Origin of the sequence: Diaphorobacter sp. MNS-0 (assembly GCF_019602835.1) — a bacterium.
In the GTDB taxonomy this organism is placed as follows: domain Bacteria; phylum Pseudomonadota; class Gammaproteobacteria; order Burkholderiales; family Burkholderiaceae_C; genus Diaphorobacter; species Diaphorobacter nitroreducens.
In genome coordinates, this window is sequence record NZ_CP080761.1 from 3,251,477 (window position 1) to 3,272,427 (window position 20,951).

Consider the following 20,951-nt stretch of genomic DNA (forward strand, 5'->3'; position numbering starts at 1 on the left):
TTCTTTTAGAAGCAACATCAGAGCAGCTTGTGCTCCACCAGCTTCTTGCGCAGCGTGTTGCGGTTCAGCCCCAGCCATTCGGCGGCGCGGGACTGGTTGTTGTCGGCGTGGCTCATCACCACCTCCAGCAGCGGCTTTTCCACCAGGCGCACGACCATGTCGTACACGCCGTCGGGCGTCTCGCCGCCCAGGTCGCGAAAGTAGCCCTGCAGGCTCTCGCGCACGCATTGTTCAATGTTGTTCCGGCTCATGCTCTGTTTCCCTCACGGGCGGGACCGCGTCGGCGCCGTCGTGTGCGGACGGCAGCCGGTCCATCTGCGCGCCCAGCGCGCTGAAGAAATCGGCCACCGCCTGCCACTGCGCCGCGCAGTCCTCGATGGTGTTGATGTGTTGTCGCAGTGCCTCGCCGCCCGGCAGCGCGCGCACATACCAGGCGATGTGCTTGCGCGCGCTGCGCACGCCGCTGGCCTCGCCGTACAGGCCGTAGTGGTCCTGCAGGTGCTCCAGCAGCAGGCGGCGCACCTCGGCCACCAGCGGCGGCGCGAGGTGCTCGCCAGTGGCGAGGTAGTGGCCGATCTCGCGGAAGATCCACGGCCGGCCCTGGGCCGCGCGCCCGATCATGACCGCGTCGGCGCCTGTGGCGGCCAGCACCGCCCGGGCTTTCTCGGGCGACGTGATGTCGCCATTGGCCACCACGGGCACGCGCACCGCGGCCTTCACGGCAGCGATGGTGTCGTACTCCGCCTGGCCCTTGTACCCCTGCTCGCGCGTGCGGCCGTGCACCGTGAGCATCTGGATGCCCACGTCCTCGAAGCGGCGCGCCAGCACCACGGCGTTCTTGTGCTGCTGGCACCAGCCGGTGCGCATCTTCAGCGTGACGGGCGCGCCGCGCGGTGCGCAGGCGGCTACCACGGCCTCGGCGATCTCCACGGCCAGGGCTTCGTTCTGCATCAGGGCGGAGCCCGCCCACTTGTTGCAGACCTTCTTGGCGGGGCAGCCCATGTTGATGTCGATGATCTGTGCGCCGCGGTCGATGTTGTAGAGCGCGGCCTCGGCCATCATGGCCGCGTCGGTGCCGGCGATCTGCACCGCGATCGGGCCGGGCTCGCCCTCGTGGTTGGCGCGGCGGCTGGTCTTGAGGCTGTTCCACAGGTCCTTGCGCGAGGTCACCATCTCACTCACCGCATAGCCCGCGCCCAGCCGCTTGCACAGCTGGCGAAACGGCCGGTCCGTCACGCCCGCCATGGGGGCGACGAACAGGCGGTTGGCCAAGGGAATGGGGCCGATCTGCATGGACGGTACGGGCGGGCTGGGGGTGTGTGGGCGAAGGGGCGGATTCTACCTGCCCAAAATTTCAGCAACCGAAAAGCCAGCACTGGGATTGCGCATGTTGCGCCCGCGGGTGGCGACGCAGCCAGCGCACCGCTGCCCCTACACTTGCAGCCCTGCTATGGAAATCTGGATGCACCAACTGCTGGACCTGCTGGCTCTGCCCCAATTCGGCCTGAGCACGGTGTTCATCGTGGCCTTCATCTCCGCCACGCTGCTGCCCGTGGGCTCGGAGCCGGCGGTGTTCGGCCTGGTCAAGCTGAACCCCGAACTGCTCTGGCCCGCGATCCTGGTGGCTACGGCCGGCAACACGCTGGGCGGCGCGGTCAGCTGGTGGATGGGCCTGGGCGCGCACCGCGCCTGGGACGCCGCGCGCCGGCACCGCCACGCGGGCCATGCGCAGCCCCCCGCCAAGCCCGCCCGCGAACTGAGCCGCACCGAACGGCGCGCCCGCGTGTGGCTGCGCCGCTGGGGGCCCAAGACCTGCCTGCTGAGCTGGCTGCCCGTGGTGGGCGACCCGCTGTGCGCCGTGGCCGGCTGGCTGCGCATGCCGTTCTGGCCCTGCCTGGCTTACATGGCGATTGGCAAGTTCTTCCGCTATGCCAGCATGACGGCCGGCCTGCTGTACCTGGTGCCGGGCGACTGGGTACGCTGGCTGTATCCCTGATCGCACGGCATACGGGCGCGCCACTCGCACCCGGCGCCGGGGGTCACGCGAGGGGACGCACGGCGCGCCACAGCTTCAGCAAGTGCGGCAGCGCGGGTGCTGGCTCCCGCGCATGCACACCAGGCACCGTGGGCTTTCCTGGGCCTTTGTGCCCGTCAAGCGGGCGCTGCCAGCCGAAGTGCGGGTCAGACGTTGAACAGCGATTGTGACTGCAAGTCATTGAATGAACAGTTCACCATGCTGCTCCATTAAAAAAACATACTCATGTTTGTACTCAAGAAACTCAGCATTGAGTACGTTCAACCGTGATCTGGCGCCGTTGCGCCGGCTCGGATTCAGCTTTCCAGACGCCGGCGACAGGCATCAATACTGGATTTTATCTGTTGCGCCAGCATCTGCCTGATCGGCGCACGCTCCAACCGCTCACCCAATGAGCTTGCCTGCAGCAACATCCGTTCGATGACCTCTTCCGCCCGTTTCCTTGGGACGCCACCTTCCTCCGCCAGACGCAATAAATGCCGGCGTTCGATGGCAGCACCTTCGCCGCAAACGTCCAGGTGATGCTGGCCCATCGGGCCTTCGCTGAAGGTCAGGTCGAATGCCGGAGCCAGACGCCAGCGCCGGTCAGGCCCGAGACGCCACGCGAAATTCTTGGGATGGTCGTCACGGTTGTGGAAAAGCACATTGAAGACGGCTCGTGCGTAGGCTTTCTCCACTTCGCGCTCGTCGCGCGTCAGGAAACGGGTAGCCCGCAGGAAGGCGGTATAGTCGGTGGCACCGGGCAGGCGAAAATCCACTTGCAACAATCCAGCCAGACTGTGCACCGGGACGCGTTGCCCTCCCTCCCGGTCGAAGCGCGCGACGCCGAAGGCGGCCAGTTCGGGGCCAAGGTCGAACCAACGACTTTCGGGCACATCCAGTCCGCAGTCCCGAGCCAACTCGGCATAGAGCTGCTCGATGACGCAAACCTCTTTGTGTTCGTTCTGCGCCGGGAACTTGACCAGCCAGGGACTGCCGGGCGCATCCGGACGGGTGCTGACTTGCCCGGTCATTGCGTCGTACTGCACCAAGGCCTTGGGGCGAGCCCCTTGCGGTGAGCCGCCGGTGAGCGCGAGCTCGCGCAGGGCTGCCCCCGCCTCGCCCGCGAGCGCGAGACGGCTTTGCTCGGCCAGCGCCAGCAAGGACCAGTCGGGCTCGTGGGCGCCGGCGTCGCTTGCCGGAACGAAGCGCAACGCGCCCATCGCGCGCTCACCAATGAAGGCCAGCCGGTCCAGTGGCCCGGGATGGCGCAAGCCGTGTTGACGGAACAACCGATCCATCAGCAGCAAACCCCAGCCGTCAGGCAGACTATCGGCGATCAGGCCCGGAAGGCGATGCAAATGGATCGGAAAACCTCCGTAGGCATCCGCACGCAGCTTGAGGTGCAAGGGCGACAGTTCCAAGCCTTGAGACAAGGCCTCGGGAGAATATTCGAAGAGCAGGGATTGACCGTCATCGGCCAAGCGTCCCAACGGCCAGTCTTCTCCCCAGCCGCAATAATGTACGGTAAGCAGCTTCATGATGTTTTCTTACGCGGCGCACGCTGGCGGCGGCTCACAAGGTCCACCTGCTCCATCTGGGCGATGGATTGCCGTTTGAGTACAAAGAGATCGTCCAGCGCCTCCAGCAAGCCAAGTGCCTGCGCGACACGGACCAGCGTTTCCAGCGAGCACTGACCGTCGCTTTCGAGTTTGCGCAACGCCCCCAAGGACAGTCCGGCCATTTGCGCCAGTTCACGCTGCGTAAGCGATTGGGCAAGCCGCTGCTCGCGCAGACGAACACCCAGCGCGTGCAGGATCTCAGCGGGAGTCGAGAGATGAAAAGTCACTTTTATGACCCTTAACGCGTAAGAAATTGCGTAAGTACCATTTTAGTGGACTTTACTTATTCTTGAAAGCAGATGGCTGCGATAGCTGCCGCGAGCGACTAGGCAGTGACCATCGTAACGTTACGATACCGTAGCGCTACGATGTTACGGTGCAGGCTCCTGTCCAGCCGCCGGCGCCTCCAGCAGTACTGAAGGCTCCACCCCCAGCGCCTCGGCCAGCTTGAAGATGTTGAGCAATGCGATGTTGCGCTGACCACGCTCAACCCCACCCAAATAGCTACGGGCCAAGCCACTTTCCAGTGCCAGGCGTTCTTGCGACCACCCTCTGGTCTTTCTGATTTCTATCAGCTTCAGGCCGAAGCGTAGTCGGGGATCAAGGGCCATATTTTTCTCTTCTTAAAGAGAAATGACTCTATGAGTACCCCCTCTATAGGGCTACGCCCGATAAGTACCCGTACTATAAGTGACAATTGAATGCATGCGCCATAAAATGACCTCTATGAGTAACAAAATGGAGGGAATGACGTATGGCAAGCGTCTGGAAGTCTGCGGGGATGGGAGTGGCGGCGGGGCTGGCAGTTCCGGTGGCGGGAATAGCTGGGCTGATGGCGGCGGTGTTTGTGCTCATCATCGTGCAGGCTGGGCTATCCAACATGGGGCCAGCTGGCTCTCTGTGGGGGAGGCCAAGTTGGTGGACCTTGATGACCAGCGAATGGGCGCTGTATCTACTGATTTCGCTGGCGATCTTCACGCTGTCCTTCCGCTTTCTGGCACGTCTGCAGGCCCGCTGCCAGGCCCTTGTCGCCAAGCTCAACGCCCAGCAGGGGCTGTCATTCGATGCTGGACATCTCCTGGGTTATCCCGCGCCGGCATTCCTTGTTTTTGACTCCCGGAATCGCAAGATCGCGGCCTGCGATGTGGTCAATGAGGCATACAAACTGCACGACTTCTCCTGGCTGCTCGGCTGGCAGATGACCTGGCGCGAGGTCGAGAGCATGGAGATGAACGGCGGTAGCCGTCAGGTCAACGCCAGCGGCATGAGCGTGCCGACCTTCGAGCGCACGGTGCGCGCGAAAGACTTCGCCATCGAGCTGCAAACCGCCGATCCGCAACGACCAGTGCTCAGTTTCCCCATGAGCCGCCGGGCGGCGGAAACCTGGTGTGCCCGGCTCAATGCCCTCTTCAACGGATAACCTCGCGAGGAACTGCGATGAAACACTACCGGAGCTTGTTGCTTCTGCCGTTCGTGCTGACAGGCTGTGCCACCACCGACATGCAGGGGGCGCTGGATTCCCTGAACGGACTGGGACAATCCATTGGAACCAGTCTGTCGCAAGCGGCTACGCCCGCAAGCGCAGCAAGCCGCAACAGTTTGTTGGGCACTCCGCTGCATAACGCCCTGCGCCAGAATCTGTCTACCGACGGTCGCGCCCCGGAGTGGCCCAAGGTGGTGATCAGCAATCTGCAAATTCCGGCCGATCAGATGACGCTGACCCGTAGCCTCACGCTCAAAGCCAGTGATTGCATTCGCTTTGACGCCGTGCTCTGGCACGATGCCAAGCGCTCCGAGCGCTTCAGCAATCTGTCGCTTTGCGCACCGGAGTTGCCGAAACAGTCGAACAACTTCGTGCTGACCTGGAAGAGCTTTTCCATCACTGGCAAAACCAGTGGCCAGGTTCGCAGTGACGGGCCAACCCCACCGTACAGCAAGCTGCCCAGCGACCCGGCGATGGAACGCTGGCTGATAAATCAGTTCGGCCTTTACTATGTTGGTTCGTTGCTGACGCTGGTCGGCTATGACCCCAACTTCACGGTCGATGACCGCCGCTTCTGGATCAGGAACATCAAGGGATGAAAGCGTTTCTACTGGCAGCCATGCCGGTGGTGCTGATGGATGGCACTGCCCCAGACCTCAACCACTGGTTGCGAATCGAGCCAGCCATCGTCGCCGCCGTGGAATGCCGTCAAGCCTTGCCGTTGCACGTACTGGAGGGCATTGCGCCCAATGCTCCCGGCAGTTGGTCGCTGACACCGGCACGCAGCTTCACAGTGTTCGGGTTGCCGGTGACGCGTATCGAGCTGTTCATCGACCCGGATGGTGAATTGGGTGCGAGCTATACCGCAGTGATCGAAAAGCGCAGCTTGGAACAGGTGCGCAAGCAACTGAAGCTTGCCAGCCAGCGCGGGCGCATCGGCCAGCTCTCGGCAGATCAGCCCAGCGCAGAGGTTCAAGTGACTTGCACGGTCGCCGCAACGGAGCAAGGGTGAGCATTCAGCGCATCCTCTCCGGCGGCCAGACCGGCGTAGACCGGGCGGCGCTGGATTTCGCCATTGCCCGGCAGATTCCGCACGGCGGTTGGTGCCCGGCAGGCCGACGGGCCGCTGATGGCGTACTGGATGCTCGCTACCAGTTGCTGGAGACCGAATCCAGCGGCTACCGCCAGCGCACCAAACGCAATGTGCTGGACTCTGATGCCACACTGATCCTTTACCGGGGCAGGCTCGAAGGCGGCAGCCTGCTCACTCGCGATCTGGCGGCGGGACACGGCAAGCCGCTGCTGCTGTGCGATTTGCATGACCCTACAGAAGATCTGTTGACGGCATGGCAAGGCTGGTTGCTTAGCCATCCCATCGCTATTCTCAACATTGCTGGCCCGAGTGAAGCGCGCAACCCCGGTATTTACCTGCAGGCGAGTGCGCTACTGGAACTTTTCTGGAGTACGGAACATGAGCCGATCTGATGCCCGCTGCGCGACACCTTATATCTACTCGGGTGAGCTGCAAATCCGTCCCGAAGTGGATGCCGCGCTGGCTGCGCTGAAAGACAAACCCTACACCGCCATCCCCAGTTGGAAAAACGACGGAACCTGGGAGCTATGGACAGTGGAAGGCGACGGCGAAACCGAGCCCTGCATCATCAGCGGCCCATCGACAACCTATGCCAGCGAGGCCGATGCGCTGGCCGCCGGTGCGGCCTGGATCGCCAACCTCAATTCCATCCCTCGCTGACAAAGCCAACGCCACGGCGGCTGATCTCCACCAGCGGCCTGATGTCTTGCACCTGGACGACTCCTCGGTCATCACGAGCTGCCGAACCCAAGGCCCGCTGCAGAACCAGACGCACACTGCGCGGCGGCAAGGCTTGCAGACGGGACAGGACATCATCATCCAGCCTCTCGGCAAAGGCCGTGCCCCAGCTCGACTCGTCGCGGAGTCGGTTGTAAATCGACTGCGCGATGCTTCTGACCTGCTCCGGCTTGGGTGGTTGAATGTGCAACACCGTCAGCCGTGAGCGTAGCGGCCCCGGAATCGCCTCCAGCTCATTCGCGGTCGCCATCCAATTGACATGACTGGCGTCAATGGCAAAGTCGCGGATCGACAGGTCGATGAAATCCCGCGCACTGCGCGGTTCCAGCAATGTATAGAGTGCTGCCAGCGGATCGTATTGCGGTCTGCCGTTACTGGCCTTGTCCAGTTCATCGAGTACCACCACCGGGTTGGCCAGTGGCTGGTAGGCCAACAGCTCAAAGAGCTGGCCTGGCTCGGAATTGCTCCAGAACGATTCGGAACCTGCGAGCGGCGAACTCGATTGCGTGCTCGCCATATCGAAGACCCGAAACGGCAGCACGAGCTGATCGGCCAGCCAGCGTGCCGCCTCGGTTTTACCAATGCCCGCCGGGCCGACCAGCAACACGGCAGGCCAGGACACGCGGCCATCGCCCAGACTGGACAAGGCGAAGTGATCACGCAGCAGCTCGGCCAGTTCATGGAAGTTTGGGAAAGCCTGCGCGAACTCATCCAGCAGGGCTTTCCAGTCCGGGGGTAGCAGGCCCAGTTGGCGGCTACCATGGCCCGCCCGCTTGATCCGCTCTGCCATCGCCTGTGCGCGCTTGAACTTGTCGTCGCCTTTTGGTCGGTGGCGATCCACGAACGCCTCCAGCCCGGCTTCATCGAGAAAGACGATGCTCGGCGCTGGCTCTGATTTGGCCGCTTCTGTCGACTGTTCCTGAACCTGCTCCGGTTCGGCTTCACTCAAGACCGGCTCATTTTCAGCTGCCACGGCGGCACGTGCATCCTCGCTCGTTACCTTGCCCAAGTCGCGCACCACCTGCTGCACACCTTGTTCGACGATGAGCTGGCGGCTGCGGCGCACTTCTTCGGCAAACAATCCTTGGATGCCGTCGTGTTGCGGACAGCGTTGCGGACGGATGCCATCCCCGACAACCTGCGCACCGCAAACCGGGCATTGTTGCTGCGAAAGATGCTTGGTCTGGGCAATCAAATCGAGCACGGCCGCTGCACGTTCGCTGTGGCGTCGCGGCGGCTGGTAATGGATGGCCAGGCGATCCCGGTTGCAGCTCACTGACAGTGAGCCCTTGCGTGCGAGCACTGTGGGCGGCAGCAGGTATTCCAGCTGAGCAAACAGATGTGCCACCACGGCCAGATGCCCTGGCGCGGGTTCGACGATCTGCCGGGCAAGCCAGGGATGCTGCGCCTTGAGTGCAGCAATGGCTGCTTCGTATTCCCGCAGGCGCAACGGACGGGCTTGCTTTGGCTTACGCATGATGGCCTCTCAAATAGCCTAACTATAAATTACTATAACAGTGGTTTGCGCGAATCACCAAACTCCGCACGCTCGTCTTGTCGGTCAATAAGTCTTATAGTGATTTACAGTGAATTCACAGAGCCCGACATGCCAAGCATTGCCAACGAACAATTGCCAGGCTTTGCCGCCGCCTTGATACGACTGCGCGGGGAAACGCTGGGGCGGATCGCCGAAGCCACCGGCATCCGTACTGCCAACCTCTCGGTCTGGCTGCGTGGCAAGGAACAGGTGATCTCCGCCAAACGTTTGATCGGCCTGCTGCACCACCTCGGTGTGGAAGGCGGCCGCCTGCGTACCGACGTGTTGCACCAGTGGCAGGATCGCGGGGCACTGGATGACAGCAGGCTCGTACTAAGCCTGTTGCAGACCAACAACCAGCCGGTGTGGTTGTTTCAGGATGAGCAGCCGGGGCTTATCAAGACGCGCTTTCTGTTGGCTGGCGATGTGCTGATCCGCATGAAGATCGAGCCGGGCGTCGATCAGGCCCTTGATCTGGCGACAGTCGCCAGGGTGGATCGTGTCATCACTACGCCTACGGCATTGGCCGGGGTGCCAATCGACTCGTTGGCATCTGCGCGCAACGTCCTCTTGGCACTAGCGGAGCAGACCGCAGCGGACGTGGGTGACGAAGAGCTGCTGGAAGGGCTGATGTTCCGTCTGACCGAAACATTAGGCAGTAATGTCTCTTCAGCGCAGGGCTGGCAACAACTGGAGCTGGCGCTGAGGCGGTCCCTAGAGGCTGGCCTGGCCCCAGGTGACATTGCGAGCTTACTCAAAGGGCATCTACAGAACAGATAGCCAGACCGCTTCTTGTTCGAGCGCCCGTCCGGATTGGCGCATTTGTTCGGTTAACGGGCCCAGATAATCAGGTAACTGCGGAACAGCACTGGTGAACTCCCGAAACGTATCCTGCCATAGCCGCTGGCTGCCATAACGTGCCAGCTTGCCTTGCCAGTCGGGCATCAGCCAGCATTCGCAGGCGTCGCCAAGCTGTGTGTAAAGTCGCGCGAAGTTTGCCAGTCCCACACCGTCATAATCTGGGAACAGTACGACACGGCTGGCACGCGGGTGCTGCGCTAACCAGCCGACGAGTCGGCCATCAAGCTGTCCACCGTAGTACAACAGAGTCCCCTGGGTTCCGCCCGGCAGCCAATCTGTGCGGTCAAACAGTGCTTGGTTCTCCACCAGCCAGAGCGGCTGCCCGCTTTGCCAGGTGTCGCCAGTTTCAATGCGCAGGCTGGTAGCCCCGAAGTGGTGCGTGAGCTGGCTGAGTGGCAGTTCGCTCCCGTGTTCGCCTTGCCGCCAGAGAACCTTTTCGCCAACGGCCTTGAGCAAGGGGTAGTAGCACTCATGCTGATGATTGCGCGCTTTGCTGTCGCGCGCGTGGGCGATGTGTTGCGCCCGCAGCGGCAGGTCGTCCGTGGCCAGCATCCCGACCTGGGGGGAGAGTGCGCTCAGATGGATATCGAATAGTCGCGGATCGCTGACACGGTAAACATCCCCGCGCCCCTGACGCTGGCAGATTACCGCTCCTGTCTGCCGGGCAAAGCGATCCAGAGCGCTGCGCTGAGCGGCGGTGAAATGGCTGGCCGGCAGGGTTTGTTGGCCATGCAGCTTGAGCAAGGCTGTGCGCAGGGTTCGATCCATACTCAGGCATCCAGCGGTTCGATGATCTGCCAGCTATGGCGGCTGATCTGGTTGCTGCCGTTGCGCGTGTGAATCGGCACGCAGTAGCGCACGGTCGTCAGCGGCGCGGGCGAGGCAAAAATCAACGAGAAGCCGAACTCCGCCGCCGTGTCGATCAGGCTGCGCTGATTGCGGGCGTCCAGGGCCAGTGCCTCGTCCAGATAGCAGATGCCCTGGATAGGGCGACGCTGATCCTGCATCAAATGCAGCATCGCCAGCCCCGTCACCAGTTTGGCCATCAGCACGGTGCCATTGGAGGCGGCACTGTCGAGGTCATCGAAGGCTTCCGGCTCGCGATCTGCCTTGCCGACCCAGAAGCGCAGGCGAAACAGGTCGGCCACACGCAGGCCATGGCGGGCGTTGCCCTCTTCGATCAGCAGGGTCTTGGCGCGATTGAGCTGCTCGTCGTCAAGGACGCTCTGCTGGTTGAACAGTTCGAAGGTTTCGCCACTGTCCACAGTGGCGGCGGTACTGATCAGCAGTTCGATGGCTTCGACCAGAATGGTTTCGTCTTCGGGTTCGATCTTGAACACTGCCAGATCGGAAAGTTGCCGGCCGCTGATCTTGCGGTTGAACTCGCGCATCCGGCGCTTGAAAGCAAACAGGCCGTCGCGCAGTTCGCGCAGGCAGGCTGCCACATTCACCACCGCCGAGCGTACTTTCTTTTCCAGGGCTTCGGCTTCCTGCGGCAGGTGATGGGCGAATTCAACGAGACGAACAATCTCGCTTTCCGGTTCGCCGACAAACTGATACTTGGTCAATCCGGCGGTATGGATTTCACCCAGCAGATGGCGAATCTGCTCATCCAGCTCCAGCAACTGGCGGCAGTCTGCCTGATAGGTCTGCAGGCGCTCGGCCAGCTGTTCCAGCGCGAACTCGGGCTGGGCCAACCAAGGGCTGTGCGGCAGGTCGGCCAGCCAGGTGAAGGGGCCTTCGTGGTCGATGCGCTGATGACGGCGTTGCTCGATCTGCCGGTGTTGCTGCTGCAAGGCCGCCAAATCCTGCTGCCGCTGCTGCCGCTGCTGATCCAATGCGCGGTGCCGCTCTGCCGACTGCGCCAGACTGGCGCTGAGGTCGGCGAGCTTTTGCGCCAGTGTCTGCAACCGCTCCTCGCGCTCGGCCTCGCTTTGCTGCAAGTCCTGCATGTGCGTGTAGTCCCGCAACTCGGCATCCAGTTCGGCTAGTTGCTGCTCCAGCGCTTGGCGTTGCTGTTTGACGTTTTCCAGAGCCAGGGCGGTGGCCAGTTGTTCTTGCAGCTGAGCCTGCTGTTGCTGCAACTCCTGCTGCAATTCGCTCAGTTCCGCCAGGGTCCGTTGCTGATACTGTGCCGGCAGGGCTTCCAGCCGCAGTTGCAGGCCAGGCAAATTGAATTGCCCGGCATTCGCATCGACCAAGGCCGCAAGCAGGGCCTTGCCATCAAGGCGGAAATCCTCGCTGCCCAGGGTCAGTACCGGCTTGGCCAGCAGCTTGTTCAGCGCGTTGAGTTGTTCCGCAGATACGACACCAGCCAGTTGCTGATAGAGGTTCTGCCCTTGGGTGCGCAACTCCTGCGCCAGCTGCGCGGATTCCCGTTCGATCCGGGCCAGCTCGCGCTCGATGGCCGCAGGCGTGCGGCTCTGGGCCTGGCCGATCCTTACCACCAGCGCATCCCGTTGTTCCTGCAACTCGCGGCGGCGCGCCTCCAGCAGGGCGCGGTCGGGGATCAGGGCAAAACGCTGCTGCAACGCGCGCAACTGTTCGCTGTGCTGGCGAAGCTGTTGTTGTTCCTGCTCGCATTGGTTCTGCTCGCGTGCGGACTGGATATCCTGTTCGCGCAGGCGCTGCAGCGCCACATCACACTGTTCCAGTTCATCCTGCAAGGCTTGCTGGCGGGACTCGTAATGCTGTTGCCACTGACCCAGTGCCGTGTCAATCAAGGGGCGCCAGCACAGCAATTTGCCGCGCAACACCAAGCGGGCCTCCTGCTTCTGTTCCAGTTCGCTCAGAGTGGCTTGCAGCCGCACGGCGGCCAGGTACTGACTGCGTTCGGCGTTGAGGTCGGCAAACGCCTTGTCCCATTCGGCCTTGAAGTCGATGCTGGCATCCGGCAGATCGCGGCGGAAAATCTGCAGCAGATAGTCCTTTACCTCGCTGGAGCGCAGTTTGTCCAAGCGCAGTGTGCGGGTCAGCACCCGCTGAAAAACGCTGGCATCGCTGGCATGCTCCAGCCGGAAAACGCAGAAGTCCTGCTGACTGGCGAGCTTGCGGCTGCGCCCGCCATACACCATGTCGGCAAATTCGCTGCTGCTGTAGCTGAACACCCGGCGCCCAAAGCTCGCCAGATGGCTGGCCAGTTGCGGTTGTGCCACCAAGGTGCCATCCGGCAGGCAGAACTCCTCGACCTTCAGCGGCCCGGCATAGGCGAAATACTCGTACTCGAAGCTTACCCCTTTGCCCACGCAGCCCAGCACTACGGTGCCGGACTCCGGCAGCGACACCTCCAGCAGCACATAGGCGCTGTTGTTGGGGAAATAGAAGCGCCGGCTCTTATCCACATCGTGCGCACCAAAATCCATACGGCGGCGGTCGATGATCAGCAGGAACTGCAGGGCATTGATCAGGCTGGTTTTGCCGGTATTGTTGGGCGCCACCAGAGAGACCGCACCATCGAGCGGCAGCTCGGCGCGCGAGTAGCCGGCACTCCCCAGCAGGACCAGACGTTGGAAGCCGTACTGCATCAGGTGTTCTCCTCGTCGTCTGGTGCATCCGCAGCCCAGTCATCCTCCGTTGGCACGCTCGGCTCGTCGCCATCGGTCTTGGCCGTCAACGCCAGGCTCTCGAAATGATCGAGGTAACGGCATACAGCGGGCAGCAGTCGCCAGCCCGCTGGCTCTGCCATGGCAAAGCCCAGGTTGCAGGCGCGGCCCAGCAGCTCCACCAGGGCGTCGGGGTTGAGGCCCTCGGCATCCAGCAGGTCTTGCTGTTGCTTGTAGACCTCGACCAGCCAGGCGCTGTCGATCAGCCAATCGGTAAAGCGCTGCAGGGCCTTGCCGGCGTTGGCCTGGGCATCGAAGATCACCATGAACAGCAAGGCCAGCTGGCGGCTGATCTTGCCAATGTTGCTGTTGGCGTCGCTGTTGTGAAACCAGGCAAAGCCCCTGGCATCCAGGCGCAGCTCGAACCCCAGCGCGGCAAACAAGCCGACATAGCTGGCCTCGTGCTGCTCCAGCTCCGCCCACAGCGTGGGCTCGGCCATTCGATTCAGGTGTTTGCCGGAGAGAAACAAGCGGAACAGCTCGGCCAATGCCGGCATCTGTGACAGCGCGGCTGCCAGAGCATGTGGGATCGTCATTGCGGGATACTCACGCGGTGAGGGTGATGCAGGACGCGAATCGTCTGCAGCGTGGTTTTTTCAGGCTGGCTGGCGGCCTCGAACTGCCAGCCGGGCTCATGTTGCAGGTCATGAAACAGGCGCAGCAGGGTGGCATCCTGCAGATGGGCGTAATGGCGGTGCAGCCAATCGAGCAGATTTTCCACCGGCAGGCTGCGGGCCAGATGCGCGCGAATGGCAGTCTCGTCCACCTGCTCCAGCAACGGAGCGTCATCGCCGGGTTCATCCTGCGGAAAGGCCACCGCCTGCGGCTGGTATTGGCGCGCGGCTGCCATGACTGCCCGCACCTCATCGCCCAATTGCAATTTGAAACCACGCTCATTGCGCCAGACGGGGAGTGCGGTCTCATCCGCCGGGCGCGATAGTGCGCGACGCAGGCCGCGTTTGCGCACCTGCCCCAACAGCAAGCTGATGGCACTGGTCAGGGCGTTGTGCTGACGCAGCTCTTCGCGCAAGGGCAGCAGTGTATCGGCGCACTGTTGCGCAACCAGCCGGCCAAAGCGCCGCAGCTCCTTGGCCTGGTGCGCTACCTGACGCAACTGCAGGCGATGCGAGTAGAGCGCACCCTGTACCGACAATTGCTCCAGGCTCAAGTCGAGCGCACGCTCCGCTTCTTCCAGATAGCGATAGAAGGTGCCCTGCGAGCCGCTGTCCATCATCTGGTTCATCGGCTCCACATAATGATCGTAGGCTTCCAGCACCTCGCGGTAGCGCTGGCTGATCGGCATGCTGCTGTCGGCGCTTTTGGCGTTTTCCGCCAGTTCAAAGAGCGCGTGCCGGTCCTGATCGAGCTGCAGGCTGATCTGGCGGAAGAGTTCTGCCAGCTTGTTGGCGGCTCCGCGCACGCGATCCATGTCGGCCCCGAGCATCCCTTCATTGAGTGCTTCGGTGGCTTCACGGATGGCCGCAACACGCGCCTGCAGTACGGCAGCCAGGCCCAGCTCATGTTCACGGGTGAGGCCGCGCACGAACTCCAGCACATAGGCATTGAGCTGCAGATCGCTGCTGCGCGGCAAGGTTTGCAGGATGTCCGCATTGACCAAGGCACGTAGCACCGCGCCCTGCGTTTCGGCATCCCGTTGCCCGGATACCTTGGCAATGCCGTTCAACACCTGATCGCTGGTCAGCACGGCAAACTCGCGCGACAGCCGCACCAAAAGCTCCACGGTGTCCCAATGGGTGTAAAGCGCGTAGACCAGCGAGCGAGGGTTGGCCATGTCAGTTCAGTCTCCCACCACCGAGCAGGCATGCCCTGTGCGGCATGCTCTCACCCGCCAGCCGCACAGGGCGGCAACCCGGCGCATGGCCGCAGCGGGGTTTCATAAGGTGCAGGCTGGACGCATCGACCATTCGTTGTCCCCACGCCGCCGCGCCCGATTTCTGGCGAAATCGAGCCCAGCGGCCACATTCTTTGTGCTCTCGCGAGCCAGCACAAAGAATGTGCTCATCGCGCCGCGGACAAGCGACTCTCGGCCTGCGTCCCACCCGGAATGTGTCAGGCATGGTGGCAACACTGTGTGCACAAAGTGGCGTCAATGTGGTGAACAGCGTGGCAACATTGTGTTGAACATGGCGGCAGCATTGTGGCGACATGTGGGTCATAGTGTGGCAACACGGTGGCACTGACAGCTCAAGCGGTCGCATGGATGAAAGCATTCAGTGCCGCCGCGATGCGTTTGCGGCGCTCTTGCAAGAACGCCTTGTAGTGATCCAGTGCCAGCAGTTCCTCCTCCACCGGGATGCACTGTGATGCGAATGGTGTTTCACCGTGCTGCGCCACCAGCGGCAACAGGTAGGTCACAGGCGCTTTGTCGCTGATCGCACGATTGGTTTTGCCGCCGATGAAAGCCAGGTTGGCGATGTCGTCGGCCTCGCGAGGGGTGTAGCTGCCGCGCAGCAATGCCTTGGGGAAAATGTGATGAAACTGCAAGCGGTGCTGACTGCCCGAGTGGTCCAGAGCAATGGCAAGGTGGCTGCGCCAATCCTTGGCGCCTGCCGCACGAAATGCCAGGAACATGGTCTTGAACAGCGCACTGCGCTGGTTGCGCCCCTCCAGCTCTTCCGGCGTGATGTCAAGACGGCCGAACTGCAGACGCAGCCGGTCGATCAGTTCATTGACGCCGCCGCCATTGCGGATGGTCGCCAAATCCTGATCCAGAATGGTCTCGCTGGAACCCCGCGAGAAACGGCCTTTGGCATTGGCGGCCAAGGCCCAGTAGCGCAACTGCTGCGCCTCTTCCGTGCTGAGGGCATAGTCGCGGCGGTGTCCAAAGTAGGCCAGTACCACCAGTAAGAAGGGCGATGACAGCAAGGCAGGGCTGTCGATACCCAGATTGCTGCGTGCGAAATTGAGGGCAAATTCCATCCCCTCGCAGGCTTCTTTCCACGCTTGCTGCAGTACGTCCAGGGTCAGGCTGCCGACGGTCAGAAAACGGGATTGCCCGGTGGCAAAGGCCATCAAATTCTTCAGGTGCAAACCCAGATCCAGCTCGAAACCGTTCTGGGCGCAAGCATTCTGGAAGTCCAGGAAGGTCTGCAGCGAGTGCCGCCATTTGGCCGTGATCTGCGCCAGAGCCAGATCGGAGCTGCGCAGCTTGGCACCCAGCGAGTTGACCCGCACGAAGATTTCCGTGACCTCGTCGTAGGACAGTGTTCGCTCCAGCACGTCCATGCGATACACGTACTTGCGAATGCCACGTAGCCGGGCTAGGCGCTGGCTGTATTTCTCGTAACGCGGATCATCAAAGCCACTGATGCCCGCACGTTTGAGGAAAGGCGCATCGCTGTCGGTCTTGAAGACTTCGGATACCTTCACCCACTGCGGCAACTGCTCCAGCTTCCGGGTCGCCACCACGAAGGTCATTTTGTTGAAGCGCGTCAGCAGTTCGTCCTCGCTGGCGTCGGCCTCGTCGCCGCCCAGTTCGCCTTCCTCATCGACCTCGGCGTCATCGCCGTTCTCATCCACTTCGGTCACGACGGCCAGTTGGTCGGGATGCTCCAGATTAACAGGCCGTTGAAAAAGTGCTTTTCGAACGCATCAGGGACGCTGAGTGCGAAGACACGAGCTGCCCAGACGCGTCTGCGCAGCGATTGCAACGGCCCATCTGGCCGGTTTGCAGGCCCTCCCGCCCATTTCGGGCGCACGTATCCCTGGGCTCACGCATGATGCGCGTCCCACCAGCCGCCGATGCTGCCCATTCGCACAAGGTTGTAGGTGGCAAAGCACAGCAGCGCCTGGCCCGTGAGCTTGGCCTGACCGATCAGCTTGGTCTTTGCCAGACCACCGACGGTCTTGATCCAGCCAAAGGCCTCTTCGATGCGCTTGCGCACCTTCAGGCTGGTCTTGTAGCCCTCGTGCCGTGTCACTCGCGCATCCACCGCCGAGTGTTTGTCCTTGGCCGCCACGTGGGGCGTGACTTTGAGCTTTCTGCAGCCTTTGATGAAGGCCTTGCTGTCGTAGCCCTTGTCGGCACCGACCGTGGCCCGTTTGTTCCTGTTGCCCCGACGCTCCAACATGGCCAGCGCCGCCTCGCGCTCGGCCGTGCCGCTGGCGTGGGTGATCTCGACATCCACGATCAGCCCGTTGCGGTTCTCCATGAGGATGTGCCCCATGTGGCACAGGCGGGATTTGTCGCCCTGGCTCTTCTTGAACAGCCGGGCATCGGCGTCCGTGGTGCTCTCGTGGGTGTCGTTGCAGCGCTCCTGCCCCTTGAAGTCCACCTCGGGGTTGCGCCCAGGCGGCGTGCCGCTGTCGTCGTCTTTGCGCTTGAAGCTCTTGTGCGAGGCCCAGGCGTCAATGAGCGTGCCGTCCACGCTGAAGTGCTCGTCGCTGGCGAGCTTGCCCCACTGGGCACTGAGCTTGACGCGCTCGAAGAAGGCGCGGGCGAGGTCTTCGTTGAACAGACGTTCGCGGTTGGCGCTGAAAGTGGAGTGGTCCCAGACCTTGTCTTCGATGTTCAGGCCCACGAACCAGCGGTACAGCAGGTTGTAGTTGATCGCTTCGACCAACTGGCGCTCGCTGCGGATGGAGAACAGGATCTGCAGCAGCAAGGCCTTGAGCAGCATCTCCGGTGGCACCGATGGGCGGCCACGGCGGGCGTACACCGCTTCGAACTCGCGGTTCATGGTTGCCAGCAGCGCATCAACCACCGCGCGCAACTTGCGCAGCGGGTGTGCCTGCGGCACGCGCTCTTCAAGGCTGATGTAGCTGAACATCGCCCCCTGGAAATCTTGACTGCCTCTCATCGTCCTCGTCTGGGTCGTTCACCGATGGCTTCAGATCGTAGCGGCCAACGCGGGCGTCGGCGGGGGATTTTTCAACGGCCTGCTAAAGGCTTTCGCCTGCCGGAGGGCCAGCTACAGAGCGTGCAAGAGCCCATTCTGCCGCGCAAGGTGATCCGCGAAGCCTTGGCCAATGCCGCCATGCACCGCAACTACACCCTACACAGCCCAACGCAGATCATTCGCTACAGCAACCGCATCGAAATTCGTAACGTCGGCTACTCCCTCAAGGAGCCAGCGCAGCTGGGCTTGCCAGGTTCACGTCTGCGCAACCCAGCCATTGCAGCGGTGCTGCATGATCTGCATCTGGCCGAAGCCAAGGGTACGGGGATTCGTGCCATGCGTCGCCTGGCTGCGGATGCAGGCTTGCCGCTGCCAGAGTTCCACTCAGACCGGCAGGCCAATGAATTTAAGCTCACCCTGTTTCTGCACAACCTGCTCACCGAAGAAGACCACACCTGGCTGCGCAATTATGCCGGCAGCACACTGGGCCCCGACGAAGCCAAGGTGCTGATCTATGTGCGGGCAACCGGCGCGGTGGATAACACCGCCTGCCGCGACTTCTGTGGCTCGGATACCCTGGCCGCCAGCATGGTACTGCGCCGGCTGCGCGACCGGGGCCTGCTTGAGAAGCGGGGTGCAGGCAGTCGCACCTATTACACCCTGGCCGGTAATGAGCCTCGTCCGACTCTGGAGAGCGCACAGTCAGAGCTGCCGCTGGATCTCCCAGCATTCACCGCTCCTGTTGGCCAGCCTCAGCCTGCAGAGGCGGTAGCGGGCCAGCAAGCATGCAACCCCCAGCTTGCAACCTTGCCGCCTGAGCTTGCAACCTTACTTGCAACCTTGCAGGGCCGGATCAGCAGCGAAGCCTTGCGTGACGGCATCCGCCGCCTGTGTCAGTGGGCGCCCCAGAGCGGCGATCAACTTGCAACCTTGCTGGGAAAAGACCGCGACTACCTGCGTAACAAGCATCTGATCCCCATGGTGCGTGACGGCCAATTACGTTTCCGCTACCCGGAAAGCGCCAAACATCCACACCAGGCGTATGTTGCCCCAGAGGACAAGAGTAATGATTGAAAGGGACTTAAAGCCTGGCTGGCGTCGAGTGAAGTTTGGCGATGTGGTCCGCCAATGCAAAGAGAAGGCCGATCCCGAGACCTCTGGCCTTGAGCGTTACATCGCTGGTGACCATATGGACACCGACGACCTTCGACTCCGTCGCTGGGGTGAGATTGGCTCGGGTTACTTGGGGCCAGCCTTCCACATGCGCTTCAAGCCCGGACAAGTTCTCTATGGCTCGCGCAGAACCTATCTGCGAAAGGTGGCGGTAGCTGATTTTGAAGGTATCTGTGCGAACACGACCTTCGTGTTGGAGCCGCAAAACCCCAATGAACTTCTGCCGGAGTTTCTGCCGTTCCTGATGCAGACTGAGGCATTCAACGACTTCTCGGTTAAGAACTCAAAGGGATCAGTCAATCCCTACATCAACTTTTCTGATTTGGCGAAGTTTGAGTTTGTACTGCCACCCATTGATGAGCAGCAATCAGCCATAGCCCTACTAAGCGCCGCAACCGACCAGTGCCATGCCGTCGAAGCTGCACATCGCGCTGCAGGCCGGATGCTGCAGTCGTTCAAGGATTCACTGCTTCTGCGCAAAACATCGTCCTTAGCAAATTCCTTTCTCCTGGGCGACCTCTTATTGAGGTCACCGGAAAGCGGCTGCAGTGCGCCGCCAAAGGATGCCGACACAGGCTATTTCGTACTCGGATTGGCTGCACTGTCTCGCGATGGATATGTATCAGGGGACTTCAAGCCCGTCGAGCCAACAAGCAAGATGGTCGCGGCAAAACTCTCTATGAGGTTGCCCCTGAAAAGTGGAGTTCTTAACCCTTGTTGAAGATACCGACAAGGAGTTCAGAGATGAGTGACAAGCAGGTGCGTGCGCAGTACACGCGAGAGTTCAAGCAGGAGGCTGTTCGGCAGGTCCGCTCGGGTCAGGCGATTGCGGTGGTGGCCAAGGTACTGGGCATCCCCAAAGCGAGCCTGGGCAACTGGGTGCGGCTGTCAGCCAAGGGAGAATTGGACGGTGCGGGCGGTGGTGACAAGGGCATCCAAGTCTCGCCCGAGCAGATGGAGATAGCCCGGTTGCGTGCAGAGAATGCTCGCCTTCGCATGGAGCGCGACATCGCAAAAAAAGCCGCGGCGTACTTCGCGCAGGACACGCTGCGAGGTACGCCTGGATTCACCAAATGAGAAAGCTGTACCCGGTGAGTGTGTCCTGCGGGGTGCTGGAGGTCAGCGCGAGCGGGTACTTCAACTGGCTGCGCCGGCGTGAGTCTGGCCACGGTGGACCTGCCCGGCGTCACAGCGACGAAGCCCTGCTGGCGTACATGCGCGCCATCCACGCCGAGGTGAAGGGGGAATACGGCTGGCCACGCATGCACAAGGAACTGCTGGCCCGGGGCATCCGAGTGGGCAAAGACCGGGTGCGCAAGCTCATGCAGCAGCACGGCATCAGGGCCAAGACCAAACGCAAGTTCGTGGTGACCACCGATAGCCGCCACAGCCTGCCGGTGGCGCCCGACTTGGTACAGCGGCGCTTCAACCCCGAGGCGCCCAACCAGCTCTGGAGTGGCGACATCACCTACATCCAAACCGACGAGGGCTGGCTGTACCTGGCTGCGGTCATCGACCTGTTCAACCGTCAGGTGGTGGGCTGGAGCCTGCAGCCGCACATGCAGGCCAGCCTGGTCAAGGACGCGCTGGCCATGGCGTGGTGGCGCCGCAGGCCGCCTCCTGGGCTGATATTCCACAGCGACCGGGGCAGCCAGTATTGCAGCCATGAGTTCCAGGATGCCTTGAAGGGCTGGGGCATGCGTTCATCGATGAGCAGAAAGGGTAACTGTTGGGACAACGCACCGACCGAGAGCTTCTGGGGCCGGCTGAAAACAGCCAGCGTACATGGGTGCAAATTTGCTACCCGTGAGCAGGCCAGGCAGGCGGTGATGGACTGGATGGCCTTCTACAATCACCGAAGGCTGCATTCGTCGCTGGGCTACCTCAGCCCGATGCAGTACGAGCAGCGCTGGTACGAGGCACAGCGTAAAAAGGCCGCGTGAACCGTGGGTTAAGAGCTACACGAAAC

The 20,951-nt window shown here is 62.0% G+C and carries 22 protein-coding genes; 10 read left to right on the forward strand and 12 right to left on the reverse strand.

The genetic code is table 11. The features are described from left to right. Window positions 1-17 precede the first annotated feature (17 nt). Complete coding sequence (locus tag K2L43_RS15520) at window positions 18-251, reverse strand: Fis family transcriptional regulator (RefSeq protein ID WP_011806682.1); 234 nt, start codon at window positions 249-251, stop codon at window positions 18-20. Next, window positions 232-1,293, reverse strand: coding sequence for a tRNA dihydrouridine synthase DusB (dusB, locus tag K2L43_RS15525; protein WP_220637938.1), 1,062 nt, complete (start codon window positions 1,291-1,293; stop codon window positions 232-234). Before dusB ends, K2L43_RS15520 begins: the two co-directional genes overlap by 20 nt. A 169-nt stretch (window positions 1,294-1,462) precedes the next feature. On the opposite strand from dusB, the gene K2L43_RS15530 reads away from it, so the two are divergent. Beyond that, window positions 1,463-1,996 (forward strand): YqaA family protein, encoded by a 534-nt coding sequence (locus tag K2L43_RS15530; protein ID WP_220637939.1) that lies wholly within the window; start codon window positions 1,463-1,465, stop codon window positions 1,994-1,996. 335 nt (window positions 1,997-2,331) lie between these two features. Here K2L43_RS15530 and K2L43_RS15535 read toward each other — a convergent pair whose 3' ends face one another. The 3 genes from K2L43_RS15535 to K2L43_RS15545 form a co-directional block, all read right to left on the reverse strand. After that, window positions 2,332-3,555 carry a type II toxin-antitoxin system HipA family toxin gene (locus tag K2L43_RS15535; protein ID WP_041836094.1) on the reverse strand — a complete coding sequence of 408 codons (1,224 nt, stop codon included), beginning with the start codon at window positions 3,553-3,555 and terminating at the stop codon, window positions 2,332-2,334. Beyond that, complete coding sequence (locus K2L43_RS15540; RefSeq protein WP_011806686.1) at window positions 3,552-3,863, reverse strand: helix-turn-helix domain-containing protein; 312 nt, start codon at window positions 3,861-3,863, stop codon at window positions 3,552-3,554. The genes K2L43_RS15535 and K2L43_RS15540 overlap by 4 nt, the downstream gene beginning before the upstream one ends. A 144-nt stretch (window positions 3,864-4,007) precedes the next feature. Further along, window positions 4,008-4,247 carry a helix-turn-helix domain-containing protein gene (locus tag K2L43_RS15545; protein ID WP_011806687.1) on the reverse strand — a complete coding sequence of 80 codons (240 nt, stop codon included), beginning with the start codon at window positions 4,245-4,247 and terminating at the stop codon, window positions 4,008-4,010. Between the two features lie 143 nt (window positions 4,248-4,390). Here K2L43_RS15545 and K2L43_RS15550 point away from each other — a divergent pair, with 143 nt between their 5' ends. The 5 genes from K2L43_RS15550 to K2L43_RS15570 are packed head-to-tail and all read left to right on the forward strand — an operon-like array spanning window position 4,391 to window position 6,872. Further along, complete coding sequence (locus tag K2L43_RS15550; protein WP_011806688.1) at window positions 4,391-5,056, forward strand: hypothetical protein; 666 nt, start codon at window positions 4,391-4,393, stop codon at window positions 5,054-5,056. Window positions 5,057-5,073: 17 nt separating this feature from the next. After that, window positions 5,074-5,718, forward strand: a complete 645-nt coding sequence (locus K2L43_RS15555) for a hypothetical protein (RefSeq protein WP_094226298.1) — start codon at window positions 5,074-5,076, stop codon at window positions 5,716-5,718. A gap of 20 nt (window positions 5,719-5,738) precedes the next feature. Next, complete coding sequence (locus K2L43_RS15560) at window positions 5,739-6,131, forward strand: hypothetical protein (protein WP_255580464.1); 393 nt, start codon at window positions 5,739-5,741, stop codon at window positions 6,129-6,131. Beyond that, window positions 6,128-6,604: a putative molybdenum carrier protein gene (locus K2L43_RS15565; protein ID WP_011806692.1), complete on the forward strand. Its 477-nt coding sequence runs from the start codon at window positions 6,128-6,130 to the stop codon at window positions 6,602-6,604. The genes K2L43_RS15560 and K2L43_RS15565 overlap by 4 nt, the downstream gene beginning before the upstream one ends. Further along, the gene (locus K2L43_RS15570; protein WP_011806693.1) at window positions 6,591-6,872 is read left to right on the forward strand and encodes a hypothetical protein; all 282 of its coding nucleotides are present in this window, start codon (window positions 6,591-6,593) and stop codon (window positions 6,870-6,872) included. The genes K2L43_RS15565 and K2L43_RS15570 overlap by 14 nt, the downstream gene beginning before the upstream one ends. On the opposite strand, the gene K2L43_RS15575 is transcribed toward K2L43_RS15570, so the two are convergent. Continuing rightward, window positions 6,853-8,427 (reverse strand): AAA family ATPase, encoded by a 1,575-nt coding sequence (locus tag K2L43_RS15575; protein ID WP_011806694.1) that lies wholly within the window; start codon window positions 8,425-8,427, stop codon window positions 6,853-6,855. The two genes, K2L43_RS15570 and K2L43_RS15575, sit on opposite strands and share 20 nt — an antisense overlap. 129 nt (window positions 8,428-8,556) lie before the next feature. On the opposite strand from K2L43_RS15575, the gene K2L43_RS15580 reads away from it, so the two are divergent. Then, the gene (locus K2L43_RS15580; RefSeq protein ID WP_023446983.1) at window positions 8,557-9,267 is read left to right on the forward strand and encodes a hypothetical protein; all 711 of its coding nucleotides are present in this window, start codon (window positions 8,557-8,559) and stop codon (window positions 9,265-9,267) included. Here K2L43_RS15580 and K2L43_RS15585 read toward each other — a convergent pair. The 6 genes from K2L43_RS15585 to K2L43_RS15610 form a co-directional block, all read right to left on the reverse strand. Further along, entirely contained in the window at window positions 9,253-10,116 is an 864-nt protein-coding gene (locus tag K2L43_RS15585) for a hypothetical protein (RefSeq protein ID WP_011806695.1), read from the reverse strand. The genes K2L43_RS15580 and K2L43_RS15585 overlap by 15 nt on opposite strands. Before the next feature lie 2 nt (window positions 10,117-10,118). Further along, the gene (locus K2L43_RS15590; RefSeq protein ID WP_011806696.1) at window positions 10,119-12,872 is read right to left on the reverse strand and encodes a hypothetical protein; all 2,754 of its coding nucleotides are present in this window, start codon (window positions 12,870-12,872) and stop codon (window positions 10,119-10,121) included. Further along, on the reverse strand, window positions 12,872-13,486 hold the full coding sequence (locus K2L43_RS15595; protein WP_011806697.1) for a hypothetical protein: 615 nt from the start codon (window positions 13,484-13,486) through the stop codon (window positions 12,872-12,874). The genes K2L43_RS15590 and K2L43_RS15595 overlap by 1 nt, the downstream gene beginning before the upstream one ends. Then, window positions 13,483-14,742 carry a hypothetical protein gene (locus K2L43_RS15600; protein ID WP_011806698.1) on the reverse strand — a complete coding sequence of 420 codons (1,260 nt, stop codon included), beginning with the start codon at window positions 14,740-14,742 and terminating at the stop codon, window positions 13,483-13,485. Before K2L43_RS15600 ends, K2L43_RS15595 begins: the two co-directional genes overlap by 4 nt. 413 nt (window positions 14,743-15,155) lie before the next feature. Then, window positions 15,156-16,499 carry a hypothetical protein gene (locus K2L43_RS15605; protein ID WP_255580465.1) on the reverse strand — a complete coding sequence of 448 codons (1,344 nt, stop codon included), beginning with the start codon at window positions 16,497-16,499 and terminating at the stop codon, window positions 15,156-15,158. A 182-nt stretch (window positions 16,500-16,681) separates the two neighbouring features. Next, on the reverse strand, window positions 16,682-17,770 hold the full coding sequence (locus K2L43_RS15610; protein WP_011803559.1) for an IS5-like element ISDisp1 family transposase: 1,089 nt from the start codon (window positions 17,768-17,770) through the stop codon (window positions 16,682-16,684). A 120-nt stretch (window positions 17,771-17,890) separates the two neighbouring features. Here K2L43_RS15610 and K2L43_RS15615 point away from each other — a divergent pair, with 120 nt between their 5' ends. The 3 genes from K2L43_RS15615 to K2L43_RS15625 all read left to right on the forward strand — a co-directional run bounded on the left by K2L43_RS15615 (window position 17,891) and on the right by K2L43_RS15625 (window position 20,925). Then, a complete protein-coding gene (locus K2L43_RS15615; RefSeq protein WP_255580466.1) occupies window positions 17,891-18,883 on the forward strand; it encodes an ATP-binding protein in 993 nt (330 codons plus the stop codon). Continuing rightward, a complete protein-coding gene (locus K2L43_RS15620; RefSeq protein WP_255580467.1) occupies window positions 18,876-19,703 on the forward strand; it encodes a restriction endonuclease subunit S in 828 nt (275 codons plus the stop codon). The genes K2L43_RS15615 and K2L43_RS15620 overlap by 8 nt, the downstream gene beginning before the upstream one ends. 23 nt (window positions 19,704-19,726) lie before the next feature. Next, window positions 19,727-20,925 (forward strand): IS3 family transposase gene (locus K2L43_RS15625; protein ID WP_103738857.1). Its coding sequence is split into 2 segments (ribosomal slippage): window positions 19,727-19,994 and window positions 19,994-20,925, totalling 1,200 coding nucleotides; the frame shifts between segments, so codons are not numbered across the junction. The last annotated feature ends 26 nt before the right edge of the window (window positions 20,926-20,951 follow it).

Coding starts and splice junctions, on each gene's coding strand:
- K2L43_RS15520 (WP_011806682.1), bottom strand. CDS start 251: ATGAGCCGGAACAACATTGAACAATGCGTGCGCGAGAGCCTGCAGGGC.
- dusB (WP_220637938.1), bottom strand. CDS start 1,293: ATGCAGATCGGCCCCATTCCCTTGGCCAACCGCCTGTTCGTCGCCCCC.
- K2L43_RS15530 (WP_220637939.1), top strand. CDS start 1,463: ATGCACCAACTGCTGGACCTGCTGGCTCTGCCCCAATTCGGCCTGAGC.
- K2L43_RS15535 (WP_041836094.1), bottom strand. CDS start 3,555: ATGAAGCTGCTTACCGTACATTATTGCGGCTGGGGAGAAGACTGGCCG.
- K2L43_RS15545 (WP_011806687.1), bottom strand. CDS start 4,247: ATGGCCCTTGATCCCCGACTACGCTTCGGCCTGAAGCTGATAGAAATC.
- K2L43_RS15550 (WP_011806688.1), top strand. CDS start 4,391: ATGGCAAGCGTCTGGAAGTCTGCGGGGATGGGAGTGGCGGCGGGGCTG.
- K2L43_RS15555 (WP_094226298.1), top strand. CDS start 5,074: ATGAAACACTACCGGAGCTTGTTGCTTCTGCCGTTCGTGCTGACAGGC.
- K2L43_RS15560 (WP_255580464.1), top strand. CDS start 5,739: ATGCCGGTGGTGCTGATGGATGGCACTGCCCCAGACCTCAACCACTGG.
- K2L43_RS15570 (WP_011806693.1), top strand. CDS start 6,591: ATGAGCCGATCTGATGCCCGCTGCGCGACACCTTATATCTACTCGGGT.
- K2L43_RS15575 (WP_011806694.1), bottom strand. CDS start 8,427: ATGCGTAAGCCAAAGCAAGCCCGTCCGTTGCGCCTGCGGGAATACGAA.
- K2L43_RS15580 (WP_023446983.1), top strand. CDS start 8,557: ATGCCAAGCATTGCCAACGAACAATTGCCAGGCTTTGCCGCCGCCTTG.
- K2L43_RS15585 (WP_011806695.1), bottom strand. CDS start 10,116: ATGGATCGAACCCTGCGCACAGCCTTGCTCAAGCTGCATGGCCAACAA.
- K2L43_RS15590 (WP_011806696.1), bottom strand. CDS start 12,872: ATGCAGTACGGCTTCCAACGTCTGGTCCTGCTGGGGAGTGCCGGCTAC.
- K2L43_RS15595 (WP_011806697.1), bottom strand. CDS start 13,486: ATGACGATCCCACATGCTCTGGCAGCCGCGCTGTCACAGATGCCGGCA.
- K2L43_RS15600 (WP_011806698.1), bottom strand. CDS start 14,742: ATGGCCAACCCTCGCTCGCTGGTCTACGCGCTTTACACCCATTGGGAC.
- K2L43_RS15610 (WP_011803559.1), bottom strand. CDS start 17,770: ATGAGAGGCAGTCAAGATTTCCAGGGGGCGATGTTCAGCTACATCAGC.
- K2L43_RS15620 (WP_255580467.1), top strand. CDS start 18,876: ATGATTGAAAGGGACTTAAAGCCTGGCTGGCGTCGAGTGAAGTTTGGC.